The organism is Phormidesmis sp. 146-12, assembly GCF_052939495.1.
Map to the genome: position 1 here is coordinate 75,187 of NZ_JBJPHS010000010.1, position 17,453 is coordinate 92,639.

Below are 17,453 nucleotides of genomic sequence, written 5' to 3' on the forward strand. Positions count from 1 at the left end.
TTCCCGAAACCAGAGGGGGGATAACTGCAACTTTGCAAACAGCATAATCAGGAGATTTGCTTAATAGCCAAGTTCGATAATTAATCAACAATCAATTGGTATTTGCACTGTTTGTCGAAACTTTCTGGATACGAATTTAGGACATGCGATCGATGGTTCGGTATTGAATGGCTTCGGCAACATGATGAGTTTGTAGATGCTCATCAGCCGACAGATCAGCGATCGTTCTAGCAACTTTGAGAATGCGATCGCTGGCTCTCACCGATAGCCCCAATCTACGAATTGCATTTTCGAGTAAACTACGGGTCGCGTCGTCGAGAATGCACCATTTTCTCAAGTGGATGCTTTGCATTTCGGCATTGCAGCGCAGCGGGGTGTTTTCAAATCGTTGATAGGCGCGGTTGCGGGCGAGTTGAACGCGCGATCGTACCGTTGCCGAATCTTCACCATTGGGCTGCTGGGTAATTTCTTCGGGCTTGAGGCGGTTGACTCCAACTTGTAAATCGATTCTGTCCATTAAGGGCCCCGAAAGCTTTGCCCAATATTGCTCCCTGGCTCTCGGCGAACAGGTGCAAGGCTGAATGGTGTCTGCATAATAGCCACAGGGACAGGGATTAGTGCTGGCAACGAGCGTAAATCGGGCAGGAAATAAAACAGACTGACGAGTGCGAGAAATCGTGACGTGCCCATCTTCCAAGGGTTGGCGCAGAAACTCTAGAACGTCTCGCTTAAATTCTGTTAATTCGTCAAGAAATAAAATTCCCCTATGAGCTAGAGAGATTTCGCCAGGGCGCGGGTAGCTGCCTCCTCCAACTAGCGAGGCTCCGGATGCAGAATGGTGAGGGCTACGAAAGGGACGAGTAGCGACCAGTGCACCTTTTTCTTTGAGCAGTCCTGCGACCGAGTGAATTTGGGTGACTTCTAGTGCTTCCTCAAAGGAGAGGGGTGGCAAGATCGCGGGCAATCGTCGGGCCAGCATGGTTTTTCCACTTCCGGGCGGGCCGACAAAGACAACATTGTGACCGCCAGCGGCAGCAATTTCTAGCGCGCGACGGGCGTGGGATTGTCCTTTTACATCACGCAGATCGGGCGCGTCAATCTGCATTTGTTCTAGCTCTTTTTCGGCATCAATTTGGACAGGGAGATGAGCAGCAGGATTGCCCAAAAACTGACCAATTTCTGAGAGATGTTTGAATCCGTAAACGTTGAGTCCCTTGACGACAGCGGCTTCGCGAACGTTATCAGACGGGACGACTAAACCAGAAAATCCAAGTTGTTTGGCGGCGGCAGCGATCGCTAACACACCCGCCACAGGTCTCAACGATCCATCTAATGAAACTTCGCCTAAAAACAGATGAGTCTCCATAAGTTCAGCACTAACTTGCTCTGAGGCGGCGAGAATTCCTACGCTGATCGGTAAGTCGAAGCTCGGCCCTTCTTTGCGGAGGTCGGCGGGCGTAAGGTTGATTACAATTTTTCGCATCGGGAATGTGTAACCCGCATTTTTGAGCGCTGTTTTGACACGTTCTTTTGACTCTTGAACGGCGGTATCGGGCAGTCCGACGACGACAATTCCTGGCAATCCGCCTGCAACGTCTACCTCAACGCCCACCTTGACGGCATCAATTCCAATAAGTGACGCGCTCCAAATTCTTGCCAGCATGATCTATTCCCCGACGGATGCTTGGGTAGAGTGCCCATTTTGCAGGAAGCAATGATCGACGATCGTCGAATCTGATTAGCAGCAACAAAATCAGTTCGATCCAGGTTTTTCGCTTCGTTTAGCAAGTCTTCTGCTCTAGAAGCCTGATTTCTGGGCCGCTGGCGGTCGCGACTTTCAGAAAGCTTTAGCGCCAGAATTGAGTTTTCAAGCGATTCTCTCTACAGAAATGCCCTACTTTACCGACCACCTTGATCGGTTTACTTGAGCCTTCTCTAGTCATCTACATCCTTTTTCTCGATCGCCGTGTCCACCACTTCTTCGACAAATCGACTGACCGCAGATGCTAGAGAAGGAGGCAACCGCTTGAGAAACCACTGCTTGACATAGGCCAATGTTGCCAAGTTGAGCTTTTTGGTTGTGAAGAGTTCACCCACTTCAGAAAGTCGCTCTAGCGCTTGATCCTTGACTTCACGAGGAGCTTCACCGCTCACCTGATCCCACAACTGACGAAATTCTTGCTGAAGTTTAACGAGATCGTCTTCCTCAGACGTTGGCTCCTTGGATGACAAATGTTTGCCGTTGCCATTCGTTCCTACATTAAACGAGATGGGAGTCAAGTATTCACTGTACTGTTGTTCTTTGTGTACTTTTTCTAACAACTCTTCAATCTCTTCGTTGTCAGGATCGATCTCCAAAGCTTTCTCCAGAACATCGATCGCGTCTTCTAGATGACCTTCTTCTCGGAGTTCTTCGCCATAATTGTGTAGCGCGAGTAAATAGCCGTCCTTAGCACGAATCGGATCGACTTGATAAGCGCGATCGTAATGCTTCAACGCTTGAGAAAATTGCCGCAACTCGGTCAAGCTTTCGGCCAACTCAAACAGCGCTCCAAAATGATTGGGATTGAGATTCAAAACGCGGCTCAGTCCTGACAATACATTCACCGTTGTGGCAGTTTGGCGTAGGGCTTTGACGGTTTCATAAAGATGGTGCGCTTCAGCGTTGAGATGCTCTAGCTGCCAGATTTCTCGCCGGATTGAGTGCTTTCTGACCAGCCAGCGTCGCACCAGCTCGATCGTCACCCGGTAGGCGGCCATCCGAGGCGGAATGCTGGTACCACTACGGCTTGTTCTCATGGGCACAGGCTGCAAAAATTTCCATTCAAACAAATTAAGCTCAGCTTGGCGCAGCGTCTCGGTTAGCATCACGCCACAATCGACCAGCAGTTCCAGCGGTTCGGCTTCGGTAAACTGGAGTGCTAAATATTCGTCTCGCAGTGTGGCCGCTTCCCCGATTTTGGCCAGCTTTAGTTCTGGAATCTCTGCGGCTGCCGAAAAAACAACTCGCTCTGGTAAAGGCAACCCATCCCAAAACCAGGTGATCCCACCTTCACCCAGCTCGATCGCTCGGCCTCGCCCGGTGCCTTCTCCGTTATCGACCACCCGCTGCACATCTGCCCGCGTAATTTTCCAGCGATTTTCTTCTCGTGCTTGAGCAAATAGCGCAAAACAAATCAGTTGGGTGAAATAAGGATGCCCCGCAGAAAGTTCGAGAATGGCGGCGATCGTGTCGGGGGTGTATTCTAAAACGCCTCGTGCGGGTTGGGTAATGAGTTGTTCAGCACTGCGGTTGTCCAAAAAGCCAACTTCTTGGTTGGGTGCTTCGCGAAACAATCCCAGCAGCCTCGGTAACTCGTGCAGTTGCCGCCCGACCACGGGAATAATAAATAGCTCTTTGTGTTCGTAAACCGCAGCTTGTAAGTAAGGAAAAAGATGACCTGGAGCCGCCTCTGAGTCATAGTCAGCCAGCGCGTCAAACTCATCCAACAACAGCACCAAATTTTGAGTTTTGAGTGCTTTGCGAAGATCGGGGAGAAAGCGATCGGCAAATAATTTTGGCTTGTGCTTGAGAAGAGCGATCGAGGGTAACTCCACCTGGCCCATCAGATCAAAGTGTTCTAGCGAATCTCTCGCCAACTCATGCAGCACTTCGGCCAACGGCTTTTGGCTATCTCCTTCTAGCGAAAGCGGAACAAACTCAAATCCCTCCAGGTCAACAAAATTGGGAATTTGCGCCAGCACAGAAGACTTGCCGATCCGCCGTTGACCGTGCAGCAAAATCACCTGGGCCCCCTGCACCAGATTGTCTGCAATGAACTGAAAGAGCGTGTCTCGCCCAAAAAACAGTTCTGACTCCGTGATCGGGCGACCAATGATGTACGGATTTCTCTGGTTAGACGAGAAACCTTCAAGATTTCTGCGATTGTGCGAGAACATATCGAGTTTTTGTCTATTGGGTTAGATTAACCCTGAATCAAGCCTTTGGGCAATGCTGCTGAGACTTTCCCAATCCATTCCAGCGTCGAGGGCACTTCTTCTTTGTGTTGCCATAGCCATTCGATCGCTTTTGTCACCGTTTCTGCTTGTTTATGGCTCATCAGGTTGAGAAACACCTTTTGACGATTTTGCAGCGATTCTTCGTTGCTATTTTCGATCTCCTTAATCACCCACCATTCCATCATCGACGATGCAAAGGCGTACCATTTTTTGCCTTCTTGTCTCCCCGAAACGATCGTGCCCTGCTCCTCTAGATCAGTCAGTTCTCGCTCTTTTTGACTAAAAACGAGATCCACATCTCCTAGATCGTAGCGCTTTTTGAGTAATCGACCCTTGAGGGCAGATAGCGCAATCAGCATCATCAAAGTTTGCTCAACCTCGCTGGCCAGCCGCCACATGTCTTGAAAATATTGCTCGGTTGCGCGTTCAAAATCTCTGGCAAACGCTTCGGCGCTGGGGACATGACCCGATCGCAGTTCTCGGTAGAGCAAATGGCCTGCGTTTTGAAGCAAAGCTGGGTTACCATCGGCGATCTCTCGAATGCCATCGCGGAGGGCCAGAGTCATCGGCATTGAGCCAAGCAGGGCGGCGGCTTCCGTTTCGGTAAAGGGCTTGAGCGGCTGAAACAGATAGTGATTGTACCAGGGAGAACCGCCGGGTTTTAAAGCAGGCCCCAGTTCGTTAAGCCGTCGAATCGAGGTGACAACCATCGAGAGAAACTGTCGCTCTTTGGAGTGAGAAGCGAGATTTCGGCAGTCGCTCAAAAAGGTGGCAATGTCGGTGTCGGTGTAGCCGTCTTGGGGATGAAGTGCCGCGTCGTAGTCATCCACTAGCAGCACCAAAAATTTCTCATGTTTGCCCAGGGATCGCAGGATCGATCGCAGACTGTCTTTCGTGGTGGTTTCCTTGTCTAGCAGGGCACTAATTTCTGCCTGAAGGTCTGCTTCGCCGTCTAGCGCGTCTTTCATCAAGCTCAAAATTTCTCGCCAAAAGTTAGACCCGTTAAATGGGTGAACGCTCAGACAACTTAGCAACACAATCACCGCAGCAGAAGGATTGTGTCCTCTCAGTTGCCACGCCAGGGGAGAGGCGAGCAGTTCTAACAGCGACGATTTGCCAATTCCCGGACTGCCCCAGATTGCCAGATTACTTTTGCTGAGAATTTGGTCAAAAGCCGTCTCGATTTCGGAAGTTCGCCCCGTAAAGAACGCAGGCGGAACAGGTTTACCGACAACAAAGGGATTACGGGAAATAATCGTTTCAGACATTCGTTTCAGTCATTAGGAAGGGCGATCGTCGGTTTTGCTATGAATTCAATTCCTTCGCTTCAGTGTTCAACGCTTCTGCCCCTAACCCTTCAATTCTGGGAGACTTTAAGACAAGATTTTTGGTTCAAAATCTCTTACTGATAGGAAGTTTGGGGAGCAAGCCGCGTCTGCAACCAGAGCTAAGAACATGAATTCACGTTGCTCTGAAATTCTAGCGATTCGTGTTGATAAAACTTTGGATAGCCCGATCGTAGCCCTTCCCTTTCACATCAGCCACTTAGTTGGAAGATTTTGCTTCTACCGAAACTTTTGTCAGGGGAGCAATCCCCGCCAGGTCAAGGATCTGTGCGATCAAGTCTTCACGCTTGACGGCCATCATGTGAACGCCCTGACAGAGCTTCATCGCCAGTTGCACCTGTTCGGCAGCGATCATCACGCCTTCTTGAAGGGGATCAGCGGCCCGTTCTAAGCGATCGATAATATGATCCGGAATCTGCACCCCCGGCACACAGCGATTAATGAACTGAGCATTTTTGGCAGACTTGAGCAGAAAGATTCCCGCCAGAACTGGCTTTCCAGAAGGGGAACCGATTTGATCCATGAAATTCGCGAGTTTGTCAAAATCTGAAATTAGCTGACTTTGGAAGAACTGCGCCCCGGCTTCTAGCTTGCGATCGAAGCGACGCTGTAACCCTGACCAACTGCCACACTGAGGATCGACCGCCGCTCCTACAAACAGATCGGTTGCTTCGTCGGTCAACGGCTTTTCATTGAGATCAAACCCCAAATTGAGCCGCCGAATCAGTTGCAACAGTCTGACCGACTCCAGTTCAAACACGGCTTTGGCATCGGGATGATCGCCCGCCTTCACCGGATCGCCCGTCAGCGCCAACACATTCCGAATCCCCAGCGCATGGGCCCCCATCAAGTCCGCTTGCAGACCGATACTATTGCGATCGCGACAGGCGACCTGCCAAATCGGTTCGATGTCATTTTGCAGCAGCAGAAACGACGAGACGAGCGAACACATCCGCATCACCGCCCGACTACCATCCGTAATATTGACCGCATGAACCCGCCCCCTGAGCGTCTGCGCCATCGCAATCATATGAGCCGGGTTACTGCCTTTAGGCGGAGCGACTTCTGCGGTGATCAGAAATTCTCCAGACAAAGCAGCCGTACGAAACGAGGAAATCGGAGCTTGAGTATCGAGCATGGGCAATGTGCAAGTTCAATGTGCAAGTTCAGGGTATTTGCTCTAGCCTATCGGTCATTTTGTCCAAAGTTAAAGGGACTCCACGAAGTTTTACGGCAGCTTAAAGAGAAGAGTTTTAATTCTTTAGCTTCAGAAGCCTTCACTCCTCACTCCTCACTCCTCACTCCTCACTCCTCACCCCTCACTCCTCACCCCTCACCCCTCACTCTCCCGGCAACGCATATCCCAACGCTTGCTTGGCCTTTTTGAGGGTTTGATTGGCGATCGCCGACGCTTTTTCCCGTCCCTCGCGCAGCACCGATTCTAGATAACTTCTGTCCTCCATAATGGCGCTGTACTTTTCTTGAATGGGTTGAAGGGCAGCGATCGTCGTTTCGGTCAGCAATGGTTTAAATTGTCCCCAGCTCATGTCCTGACATTCTGCGGCGACGGCTTCTTGAGTCTGATTGGATAAAATCATGTACAACGTCAGCAAATTGTTGCACTCTGGACGCTCTGGATCGCCAAACACCAGTCCTTTAATCGGGTCAGTTTTGCACTTTTTGATCTTGTTGCGAATCACATCCGGCGGATCGAGCAGATTGATGCGACTCAGTTCTGACGGATCGGACTTAGACATTTTCTTAGTACCATCCGTCAAACTCATGACTCGTGCGCCCGCCGATCGAATCAACGGATCAGGACGCTTGAGAACAGGATGATCGGGAGTGGCAAATTTATGATTGAAGCGATCGACCAGATCACGGGTCAGTTCTAAATGCTGCTTTTGGTCTTCTCCGACGGGCACTTTATCCGGTTCGTACAGCAAAATATCAGAAGCCATCAGCACCGGATAGGTTAGCAGTCCCGTTCCCACTTCTTGCCCTTGCTTCACCGCTTTTTCTTTGAACTGGATCATATCTTCCAGCCAGTTTAACGGTGTAATACAACTCAGCAACCAGGCAAACTCCGTATGAGCAGGCACCTGAGACTGAACAAAAATCGTGCTGTACTGCAAATCCAACCCACAGGCTAAATAGAGAGCCGCGATCGTATAAGTGTCGGCCGCCAGCGTTTTGGGATCGTGGGGTACCGTAATCGCGTGCAGATCTGCTAGAAAGAAATAATTGTCATACTGACTCTGATCCTCTACCCAGTTGCGGATCGCACCCAAATAGTTTCCCAGATGGAGATAGCCCGTTGTTTGGATGCCAGAAAGAACTCGCTGCCTCGTCATACGCTTGAATAATAGGTCGGGTGAGATAGCCTAAAGCTACAATTAAAAAATGTAACAAATCCTCAGCAAGCTAAGGGCGATCGTTGAGTTTCGTCAAGAGAAATTCAGCAGGCTTGTAAACTTTGAACGGTTGCTCAGAAGCTCAATGGCCAAAAAGCCTGAAGGCAGAAAACTCTGAGGCTAACTGTTCAAAATTTCAGGATCGCCCCTGCCAATCGCGTCTGTTATCAGGAGAAGCTTCCAGTTCACTTATTATGCAACCACTTACCCAACATCAACTCGATCAGCTTCAAGTCTGTCTTCATCTCGCTCAAGATCCGACTCAGCACACTCAAGCTACAGAAGCCTTTTCATACTTACAGTCCACCGTGTCAGAAGACTCTCCCGCTAAAGCGTTACTCAATGCCCTATGGACAGAAGTTTTGACTGCCCGGCGATCGGCTGCTTTTTGGCAACAACTCAGCAATGTCGAAAAAGAAGTCTCCGAGCGGCTGGCCCAAAACCACGTTCAACTTCAGCAAAACTATTTACGTCTGGTTCGAGAACAGTAAGCGTTCCTTAAATTCATGTTTTCTCTTCTTAGAAGGGTTTGGGTGATCTCCACACTGAGCGCTCTAGGCAGTGATTTTCCCAGCCCTTCTTAAGGAGAACTCAATCAAGTCACACATCCTGCCAAGTTCCCTGCATTTGTTTTTTGCCATGCGTTCTCCTTCAAAGTTGGGTCTGTCTGCTCTCACAGTCGGCTGTTGGCAATTAGACGATCGCAGTTGGAAGCCCATTCCCGAAGCCAGTCTCGAACGCGCGATCGACACTTATCTGGCACGAGGCGTTCACTCGTTTGATACGGCTGACATTTATGGACGCAGTGAGCAGGTTTTGGGGCGATTGCTCAAAGGGCGAGACTGCACGGTGTTGACGAAGGCAGTTTTTTTTAGCGGCGTTCCTTCTGCCAACCAGATTCGCAGCAAGATCGAGAATTCTTTACGAAATTTGCAGCGCGATCGCCTTGATTATGTTCAGATTCACTGGCACGATCCGCAGCTTGATTTTGCGTCCACGTTTGCTCAATTTAACGATTTGATCGAGCAGGGCAAAATTACCAAACTAGGGGTGACCAACTTCAATACGTCCATGATAGAAAAGGCGATACAATACGCGCCGATCGACCTTCATCAGCTTCAATACAGCCTGATTGACCGCCGAGTCGAAAATGGTATGCAAGCGTTTTGTCTCAAACACCAGATCAAAATTTTGCCTTACGGCCCACTAGCAGGTGGCTTTTTGTCTGATAAATATCGAGGCGTTGCCGCTCCCCAAATGGCTCCTGACCACGCCCAATCTTTTTACTACAGCAGTATGATACGCGCTCATGGAGGCTGGACTCCCGTCACTGCACTGTTAGAGACGATGGCTCAGGTCGCTCAAAAATACAAAAAGACGATCGCTCAAGTTGCCTTAAACTGGGTAAAACAGCAGCAGGGTGTACAGTCTGTGATCTCTGGACTGACCCTCGATCGCCAACACATTCAACAAAATGTAGACGCTTTTACCGAGAACCTGGATGCTGAAGACCTGCAACTCTTATCAGAACGATCGTCTCATCTGTTTCAGCAAGATGGTGACATCTATTCTTACGAGCGCTAGTCCCGGCGAGATTCGACGCTTTTAGCGAGACACCGTTCTAATAGCTCGACTTGATAATGATGGTTAAATCGATGCGGATCTAAAACAAGCGGATAGGCAGATTGAAAGACGGGCTGAGTCAGATATTGCCAGAGCGGAAATTTGAGAGGATGAAGTGGCATGAGTTAAGCGTCCAGGTAGCGGTGTGCGGCACGTCGCAGTCGTGCGGTTCTAACTCGCTTAAGGTGCCCAACCCGCTCTTGTCAGGTTCTAGGAAGGATTGCGGAATCTGAACTAGTGTTTGGCTACATGAAGTCTGTAATTCTCACGATAGAATGTGCAACCGAGTCGAGGTCGTTATGTTTCCCACTCTTCATCACCTCAGTTAGAGCTTGAATAACTAGGTTAAATGTACTAGTATCTGCTTTGATTTAGAGAAAAAGCGGAGGTTAAGGATGAGGAACCCTGTTGGCTACTTTGAAATTCCTGTCAATGATCTCGATCGTGCCATCAGCTTCTATGAAAAAGTTTTTGGCTACACATTCGAGCGAGCATCGGTAGACGGCAACGAAATGGCATGGTTTCCAATTCACAAAGATGTACCTGGTATCAGTGGCGCTCTGGCAAAAGGAGAAAGCTACACTCCGACAACCAAGGGGTCGCTAGTTTACTTCAGTACAGACAACATTGACGATACTTTGTCTAAAGCAAACCTAAGCGGGGGCAGAACCTTGTATCCCAAAACCTCGATCGGAGAACTTGGCTGGGTCGCCGAATTTGAGGACAGCGAAGGAAACCGCATCGCCCTACATTCTCAATCAGCTTAAATCGTGAAAAGCTTTGCCTTACCAGTCACCGATACAGCTTTGAAGTTATTGAGCGATCGCTTATCAAATGGGGACTACAAAAGTTTGAGCAGTGATCGCCCCAAATAGTCGTACTGATCCAACTGGTTGTAAATCTGGGCAGAAACGCGAACAAGTCGCCTGGGAACTGTGGGATAAGGCACGATCGGCACTTCGATGCCAAACTGTTCTAGCAGAGCATCCTGTAACGCTGTGTAGGAGCCATCCGGTAGCGGCAAGGTTGCCAGAGCACCCACCATTTCATCAGAACTGGGTGCAGAAACCTGCAAAATCTGACTGAGAATCTGTCTCGCTGCCAACGCTTTGGCTCGATTTTGCGCCATCAACTCAATCCAACCACCCGGCAAAAGCGAACCCATGAACCGAATCGCTTCTGGCACACTTAAATAGGCAGTTGGATCGTCTGTTCCCGTCCAATCGAACTCTAACTGAAAGCGAGAATGATCGCGCCTCGGCGAATTTGCTCCATGACTAATCGTTAAGGGTCGAATCTGAAACTGTTTGTCTGGCTGAACATATAAAAAAGCAGCCCCTTTGGGCGCACAAAGCCATTTGTGACAGTTACCTGTGTAGTAGGTTGCTCCCAATTTTTTTAGATCAAGCTCTACCATTCCCGGCGCGTGGGCCCCATCGATTAGCGTGTCAATTCCCCGCTCTCTTAAGGCTTGAATGAGTTGCCCGATCGGAAACACCAACCCCGTCTGACTGGTGACGTGATCCAGTAGTGCCAATCGAGTTTTGGGAGTGACCGCTTTGAGAATGGGTTCGATAATCTGATTTGAATGAGCGATGGGGTAAGGCACCTCAGCTACCACAATCGTTGCCCCACTCCGTTCTGCTACAAAATCTAGTGCGTTTCGACAGGCGTTGTATTCCTGGTTGGTCGTCAACAACTCATCCCCAGGCTCAAATCTCAGCGATCGCAGAACAGTATTAATTCCCGTCGTCGCATTAGGGACAAATACCAAACTATCTATCTCAGCCTTGAGAAATTTAGCCAACTCAATTCTGGCTTGATCAAGCAACTCCTCCAGATCTCGCCCAAAAAACCGTAAGGGCTGCCGCTCAATCCGCTCCCGTAAAGCCTGCTGAAACTCCAACACAGGCAAAGGACAAGCCCCAAACGAGCCATGATTGAGAAACGTGACCTGTGGATCAAGCGACCAATATTTTTGGATGTCCGACTCGTGAGATTTGAAACGCAAAGCTTCATCCCTCATCCCTAACTTTTAAAACTCCCCAGGCTGGATTCGAACCAGCGACCAATCGATTAACAGTCGATCGCTCTACCACTGAGCTACTGAGGAACGTGCGCTCATTGCGAATCCTATATTACCGATAAACAAAACGATTTGGCAAGCCTTTTCTAAAATTCATTCTTCGAGCTTGCCGTGACGTAGATTTGCGAGGCGTTGTTGCGCGATCGGATCAAGCGAATTGAATAAAAAGCGACCAGAAGATTTTTTGCTGTCTTTTTGTTTGCGCTTAACTCGACGAGCAATATGATCGACCTCATTGGCAAGCTGTTGAGCCGACATCCACTCCGCCCCATAGCCGACAACCGTAAGCTGCTGTGCGCGATCAGAGGTCGCTACAATCAGCCGTTGCTTAAATTTGCGAATATCATGCCGAAAATCTGCACAGGTACGCTCAATATAGGTGTCCGCAGTTTGCCCCAAGTCTGTATAGTGAACGCACAAATGCTCGGTGATCACTTCACGATTGCTGGGACTATCGCGATATTGGGCATCAAACACCACCTGCGTGTCGAACCCCTGGAAGGCACTGTAGCCCATTAGCGCTTCGACTAATTTGCGCCTGGCTTCTTCAAGTCCTTCACGATCGCGCACCTGTTTTAGATCATGCCAAGCTCCGACTATGTTATAGCCGTCTACTAACAACATGGCTTGGGGCGTGGAGCGTGGCATCGCTCAAAAAGGTAGGTTGACTTTAGTAGGGATTCCTCACTTCCTTAATAGTTGCACCTTTAAACAAAACTTGTACACAAAAGTTTGCACTTTAGGTTAGCGACAACTGACATAAACCCAGTCACGGCTTAACTTTTGCGATTTTAAATCAATTTACAATTCAGGGACTTCCATCTGCATCAACCGCTCTCTCAATCTCTGAGGGTCGCCCTTATCCACCACCTGTCCGTTCTCTAACAAAAACGCGCCATCGCAGTAGTTCAACTCTTCAAGACGATGCGTGACCCAAAGAGCTGTCATTCCTCTGCTGGCAACTAACTTTTGCACCTGAGCAACGAGATCTAACTGACTATCCGGGTCAAGCAGCGCAGTCGGTTCATCTAAAAGGAGAACTTCGCAATGTCTGGCAATGGCTCCCGCGATCGCCACTCTCTGTTTTTGTCCCCCGCTCAAGGCATAAATCGGGCGACGCTGAAAGGCCATTAAATTTACCGTAGACAAAGCTTCTTCGACGCGCTGTCGGGTTTCCAATGTCGATAATTTTTCTGGCACCAGCCCAAATGCCACATCTGCGCCCACCGTCGGCATCACAAGCTGATGGTCGGGATTCTGAAACACAAAGCCTACAGGGGGTGATATTTGAACCTCCCCTGCTTCTGCTGTCAGTAACCCCGCCAACAACCTTAATAACGTTGATTTGCCGCTGCCATTCGTGCCTAACAGCATCCAAAACTCCCCCTTGGGAACCTCCAAAGAGCAAGATTGCAAAATTGCTCCGCCTTTGGGAAACCCAAAACAGAGATTGTGAACTTGAATGGCCAGCGTTGAATCAGTCATGCTGCAAAACTATTCCGCCATCGCAAAGAAACCAGGTGTTCTGCCCGAAGATGAAGCACTCGATTTCTCATAAACGGACACAGCCGCGATCGTGTCGCTAAGAACGGCGAGTTTCTTTTCGATCTGTCGATCGCAGGTCAGCTCCATTAATTTGCTGCCTCCCGATCGCATCGCTTCAACGATCTCTTGATAGGTAGCGTCCGCTTCTTCGGCTGATTTGCGCTGCACTGAAAGGGGCATGGGCGTGTTTTTGAGAGTCAATTCAATGATGAACATAGTGTAAAGTTCGTTACGGAGAGCCAAACTCTAGTATCGCAAATCTGACGAGCAACGGCTTGACCAAAATTTTGTGATCAGAAATGCCCTTTGCCAGATTCACTGATAGCTCTCCAAATCTCTGCCAAACTCCAATGCAATACCTGAGCCGCCCAGAGTTGCCGCCTTTCGGAAGTCCAACCTGCGCGATCGAAACATTATTTTGCAGGGACTATGTAAACAAATATATACAAATTCTCATTTCAAACTGCAATCGGGCTAGAAATTTCTGAGACATGCCTCTATAATCAGTGACATAGTAAAGAAAAGTAAACTTCGTCTCTAGAGTTGCTCACTTTCTGTGTAAGGCGCTAGATCTAAGACAAGGTGCTTTGCCACTGTACTTATCTAAACTTTTTTGGAGCTTTGCGCTATGACCATTGCAGTTGGACGCGCGCAACAACCGAGCAGAGGCATTTTTGATGCCCTGGACGACTGGTTGAAACGCGATCGCTTCGTCTTCATCGGCTGGTCTGGTCTTCTGTTGTTCCCCTGCGCCTTCATGGCTGTGGGGGGCTGGATGACCGGCACCACCTTCGTCACCTCCTGGTACACCCACGGACTCGCGTCCTCGTACCTCGAAGGCTGCAACTTTCTGACCGTTGCCGTCTCCACCCCTGCTGACAGTCTGGGACACTCCCTACTGCTGCTGTGGGGACCGGAAGCCCAAGGTGACCTGACCCGCTGGTTCCAAATCGGCGGACTGTGGTCATTCGTGGCGCTGCACGGAGCCTTCGGACTGATTGGCTTCTGCTTGCGTCAGCTAGAGATTGCCCGACTGGTGGGCATCCGACCCTACAACGCCATCGCCTTCACAGGACCGATCGCCGTGTTTGTGTCGGTGTTTTTGATGTACCCGTTGGGGCAATCGAGTTGGTTCTTCGCCCCCAGCTTTGGGGTGGCGGGCATCTTCCGCTTTATTCTGTTCATCCAGGGCTTCCACAACTTCACGTTGAATCCGTTCCACATGATGGGCGTGGCGGGCATCCTGGGTGGTGCGTTGCTCTGTGCGATTCACGGCGCAACCGTGGAGAACACGCTGTTTGAAGATGGCGAAAACGCCAACACCTTCCGGGCGTTCAACCCGACGCAGAGTGAAGAAACCTACTCAATGGTGACGGCAAACCGCTTCTGGTCACAGATCTTTGGGATTGCCTTCTCCAACAAGCGCTGGTTGCACTTCTTCATGCTGTTTGTGCCCGTGACGGGGTTGTGGATGGCCTCGGTGGGCATCATCGGTCTGGCGTTGAACTTGCGGGCGTATGATTTCGTCTCGCAGGAGCTACGGGCGGCTGAAGACCCAGAGTTTGAGACGTTCTACACCAAGAACATTCTGCTGAATGAGGGCATCCGCGCTTGGATGGCCACTCAAGATCAGCCTCACGAAAAATTTGTATTCCCCGAAGAGGTTCTGCCCCGCGGTAACGCTCTCTAAGGGTATCCAAATCAACTTTTGTCTGATACGGCTCCTGCTTTTGGGTAGGAGCTTTTTTTGTGAGAAAGGTTTCGGGGGGTGCCACACAGCCTCAAAACTCTGTGTTATCCTGATCGAAGGGTAAGCAATTGCCCCGTCCTAAAGGTTCCGATACCTTAAATTCGTAAGACCACATAGGCGATAGGAGGTGATGCCCATGCAAGATAGTAGTAAATGCCTGGGTCGTCAGATTGCAAGAAACTGGCTGTGCGCCGGGGCTGTTCTCTAGTTAGCTTTGCCTTCCTGGTAAAAGTGACTTCTCTAAGACGGCTTGACTAGCTTGGAGTCCCTTCCGGCAGTCTAGTTTAATCTGATGATCCGCTACACCGCGCTTGACCTTGAGAGTTTTAGATTTGACTAAACTTCTTGAGGCAAGCGCGGATAGTTTTTTAAAACACATTTAAATACGTCAAGTACGCTTTTGAGACTGTCTCTTGAGGCTGCACTTAGCAACAGAATTGCCTTCGTCCTAAAGAAGTACGTCTTTGGATAGAGGTTGCTAATACTCCCGTCTGGAAAGCTAAAAGGGAAATTAGCATGTGAGCTGATTTAGGTGGACTGGTGCGATCGCATGTCGATGCAGCCTAGAGAATCTGCTATCATTTGCAAAAGCGTAGTCCAAACTGTGATCTAACGCACAATACCTGACTGCTTCAGATAATACGCTGAGAGAGGTTTTGTAGTTTTGCAACAGCTTACAAGTTTTGATTGTAGCCGTAGAAGGCTGGTACAGTCGTTCTATCTAAGATTAGGTGTGAGGAGAACAAAATGCTAAAAGTTTTATTGAATTCATTGCTTGTAAGTCCGGCAGTGTTGGGGGCAGCGCTGGCTGTATCCTCCGGTGCAATTGCTGCCGAAAAGCAAGCTGAAGTTTCCCCGTTAGCTGCCATTGAGTCAACAACTCAAGCTCTAGAGTCGATCGCTCCTTCCAACGTTTCTCAGCCTCAAGTCAAGCAGATCGCTTCTGTAGCTGCTCCTGCTGGTGTCCAGGTGGCCACTGTTGAGTCGATTCAACCTCAAGCTCCTGAGTCCAAGATTTCAACTCTTTCGGCTCCTGCTCCCGTCCAAATGGCTCAAGCGGCTCCTGCTGATGTGTCGATCGATCAAATCAACCGCTACAGCCGAGAAGGTAGAGCCGCCAACACGACTGCTGCTGGGCAAGTTACTTCTGTGTCTCAGCTTTCTGACGTGCGTCCAACGGATTGGGCGTTCCAAGCATTGCAGTCTCTGGTCGAGCGCTACGGCTGTATTGCAGGCTATCCTGACAAGACCTATCGCGGCAATCGCGCCCTGACTCGCTATGAGTTTGCAGCGGGTTTGAATGCCTGTCTCGATCGCGTCAACGAACTAATTGCAGCAGCCACGGCTGATCTGGTCAAGAAAGAAGACTTAGCAACCCTGCAAAAGCTTCAAGAAGAGTTTGCGGCTGAATTGGCTACTCTGCGGGGTCGTGTTGATGCCCTAGAAGCCCGAACCACCACTTTAGAAAAACAGCAGTTCTCGACAACCACCAAGCTGGCTGGTGAAGCAATCTTCGCCGTTACGGATGAGTTTGGTGTCGATGGCACAAATGGCAACAACACCGTCTTTCAGAACAGAGTTCGTCTAGCGCTTAACACAAGCTTCACGGGTAAGGATCTGTTGGTCACTCGTCTTGCTGCTGGTAACGCAAACACCTTCACACTACCTGCTGGCGCAAACGCTGAAGGCATTCAAACCTTCAACTTCGGCAACACAGGTGGAAACCAGGTCTTCATTGACTGGGCTGCTTACTTCTTCAGCCTGAATGACAAGGTAAGATTCTACGTCCCGGCTGTGGGTGGTCTGCACTACGACTATGCACCGACCGCAAGCCCTGCTTTAGATGCGGCTGATGGCGGGACAGGGCCTCTGTCCGTATTTGCTCAACGTAACCCGATCTATCAGATTGGTGGTGGCTCTGGGGTTGGTGTCAACGTTGAACTGACCCCAGCATTCACTATCAGTGGCGGTTACCTGGCTGACAACTCTGGAATTGGTGGTGCGATCGCTTCTGGTGCTAATAACCCAAGTGACAAGAATGGCTTGTTTAACGGTAGCTACTCAGCTTTGGGACAGATTACCTTCAAAGCGAGTGATGCGCTAACTCTAGCGTTGACCTATGTGAATGCTTACCGTCGATCGGCGATCTTTGACACAGGCAACGGTGGCGTAGGAGCTTCTGGGACGCTGGCTGCAAACGTGGGAACCAATGCACTGGGTGCCGCGACTCCCTCAAAGATCAATGCCTACGGTGCGTCGGTTGCCTTTAGACTCAGCCCTCAACTGGTGTTGAATGCCTTTGGTTCTTACGTCAATGCTGACTTTGTGGATGATGGTGCAGGTTCGCAAGACATCTGGACGTATGGTGCAGGCTTGGCGTTACCTGACTTTGGCAAGAAAGGAAATCTTCTTGGCTTTACGGCTGGTGTCGAACCTTATCGTGGCGATGTCAGACCCAACAGTCTGCCGCTCCACTTTGAGGGCTTCTACAAGTACCAACTCAACGACAACATCTCTGTCACACCTGGCGTGATTTGGATTGTTAATCCTGGTCAAAACAGTGCCAATGATGACGTTGTGATCGGAACCGTAAGAACGACCTTCACCTTCTAGTTTCTGATTGACGCTTGATTTTTTAATCAAGTCTTTGAGGCCTCACTCCGGTGAGGCTTCTTTGCGTTTTGAGCTAT

At 49.8% G+C, this 17,453-nt stretch carries 15 protein-coding genes and 1 tRNA gene; 5 read left to right on the plus strand and 11 right to left on the minus strand.

Translation table 11 applies throughout. From position 1 onward, the window contains the following. Positions 1-136: 136 nt before the first annotated feature. The 5 genes from ACKFKF_RS06915 to trpS all read right to left on the minus strand — a co-directional run bounded on the left by ACKFKF_RS06915 (position 137) and on the right by trpS (position 7,699). The gene (locus ACKFKF_RS06915) at positions 137-1,663 is read right to left on the minus strand and encodes a YifB family Mg chelatase-like AAA ATPase (protein WP_446867010.1); all 1,527 of its coding nucleotides are present in this window, start codon (positions 1,661-1,663) and stop codon (positions 137-139) included. 272 nt (positions 1,664-1,935) lie between these two features. After that, a complete protein-coding gene (locus ACKFKF_RS06920) occupies positions 1,936-3,939 on the minus strand; it encodes a tetratricopeptide repeat protein (RefSeq protein ID WP_446860108.1) in 2,004 nt (667 codons plus the stop codon). A gap of 26 nt (positions 3,940-3,965) precedes the next feature. After that, complete coding sequence (locus ACKFKF_RS06925) at positions 3,966-5,267, minus strand: ATP-binding protein (protein ID WP_446867012.1); 1,302 nt, start codon at positions 5,265-5,267, stop codon at positions 3,966-3,968. A 277-nt stretch (positions 5,268-5,544) separates the two neighbouring features. After that, positions 5,545-6,483 (minus strand): methylenetetrahydrofolate reductase, encoded by a 939-nt coding sequence (locus ACKFKF_RS06930; protein ID WP_446867013.1) that lies wholly within the window; start codon positions 6,481-6,483, stop codon positions 5,545-5,547. Between the two features lie 202 nt (positions 6,484-6,685). Further along, entirely contained in the window at positions 6,686-7,699 is a 1,014-nt protein-coding gene (trpS, locus tag ACKFKF_RS06935) for a tryptophan--tRNA ligase (protein ID WP_446867014.1), read from the minus strand. A 254-nt stretch (positions 7,700-7,953) separates the two neighbouring features. Between trpS and ACKFKF_RS06940 the strand changes: the two genes are divergently transcribed. Both ACKFKF_RS06940 and ACKFKF_RS06945 read left to right on the plus strand, forming a co-directional pair. After that, a complete protein-coding gene (locus tag ACKFKF_RS06940) occupies positions 7,954-8,250 on the plus strand; it encodes a hypothetical protein (protein ID WP_446860112.1) in 297 nt (98 codons plus the stop codon). A 148-nt stretch (positions 8,251-8,398) separates the two neighbouring features. Beyond that, positions 8,399-9,343 carry an aldo/keto reductase gene (locus ACKFKF_RS06945; protein WP_446867015.1) on the plus strand — a complete coding sequence of 315 codons (945 nt, stop codon included), beginning with the start codon at positions 8,399-8,401 and terminating at the stop codon, positions 9,341-9,343. On the opposite strand, the gene ACKFKF_RS06950 is transcribed toward ACKFKF_RS06945, so the two are convergent. Then, on the minus strand, positions 9,340-9,504 hold the full coding sequence (locus tag ACKFKF_RS06950; protein ID WP_446867017.1) for a hypothetical protein: 165 nt from the start codon (positions 9,502-9,504) through the stop codon (positions 9,340-9,342). The two genes, ACKFKF_RS06945 and ACKFKF_RS06950, sit on opposite strands and share 4 nt — an antisense overlap. 273 nt (positions 9,505-9,777) lie before the next feature. Here ACKFKF_RS06950 and ACKFKF_RS06955 point away from each other — a divergent pair, with 273 nt between their 5' ends. Further along, positions 9,778-10,149 carry a VOC family protein gene (locus ACKFKF_RS06955; RefSeq protein ID WP_446867018.1) on the plus strand — a complete coding sequence of 124 codons (372 nt, stop codon included), beginning with the start codon at positions 9,778-9,780 and terminating at the stop codon, positions 10,147-10,149. A 74-nt stretch (positions 10,150-10,223) separates the two neighbouring features. Here ACKFKF_RS06955 and ACKFKF_RS06960 read toward each other — a convergent pair whose 3' ends face one another. The 5 genes from ACKFKF_RS06960 to ACKFKF_RS06980 form a co-directional block, all read right to left on the minus strand. Beyond that, positions 10,224-11,393 (minus strand): aminotransferase class V-fold PLP-dependent enzyme, encoded by a 1,170-nt coding sequence (locus tag ACKFKF_RS06960; RefSeq protein WP_446867020.1) that lies wholly within the window; start codon positions 11,391-11,393, stop codon positions 10,224-10,226. A gap of 30 nt (positions 11,394-11,423) precedes the next feature. Then, positions 11,424-11,495, minus strand: a tRNA-Asn gene (locus ACKFKF_RS06965). A gap of 66 nt (positions 11,496-11,561) precedes the next feature. Then, positions 11,562-12,116, minus strand: coding sequence for an NYN domain-containing protein (locus tag ACKFKF_RS06970; RefSeq protein ID WP_446860116.1), 555 nt, complete (start codon positions 12,114-12,116; stop codon positions 11,562-11,564). 153 nt (positions 12,117-12,269) lie between these two features. Next, positions 12,270-12,953, minus strand: coding sequence for an ABC transporter ATP-binding protein (locus ACKFKF_RS06975; RefSeq protein WP_446867022.1), 684 nt, complete (start codon positions 12,951-12,953; stop codon positions 12,270-12,272). A gap of 9 nt (positions 12,954-12,962) precedes the next feature. After that, positions 12,963-13,229 carry a hypothetical protein gene (locus tag ACKFKF_RS06980; RefSeq protein ID WP_446867023.1) on the minus strand — a complete coding sequence of 89 codons (267 nt, stop codon included), beginning with the start codon at positions 13,227-13,229 and terminating at the stop codon, positions 12,963-12,965. Between the two features lie 412 nt (positions 13,230-13,641). On the opposite strand from ACKFKF_RS06980, the gene psbD reads away from it, so the two are divergent. After that, complete coding sequence (psbD, locus tag ACKFKF_RS06985) at positions 13,642-14,703, plus strand: photosystem II D2 protein (photosystem q(a) protein) (protein WP_446861943.1); 1,062 nt, start codon at positions 13,642-13,644, stop codon at positions 14,701-14,703. An 807-nt stretch (positions 14,704-15,510) separates the two neighbouring features. Then, positions 15,511-17,376, plus strand: coding sequence for an iron uptake porin (locus ACKFKF_RS06990; protein WP_446867024.1), 1,866 nt, complete (start codon positions 15,511-15,513; stop codon positions 17,374-17,376). Positions 17,377-17,453: the final 77 nt, after the last annotated feature.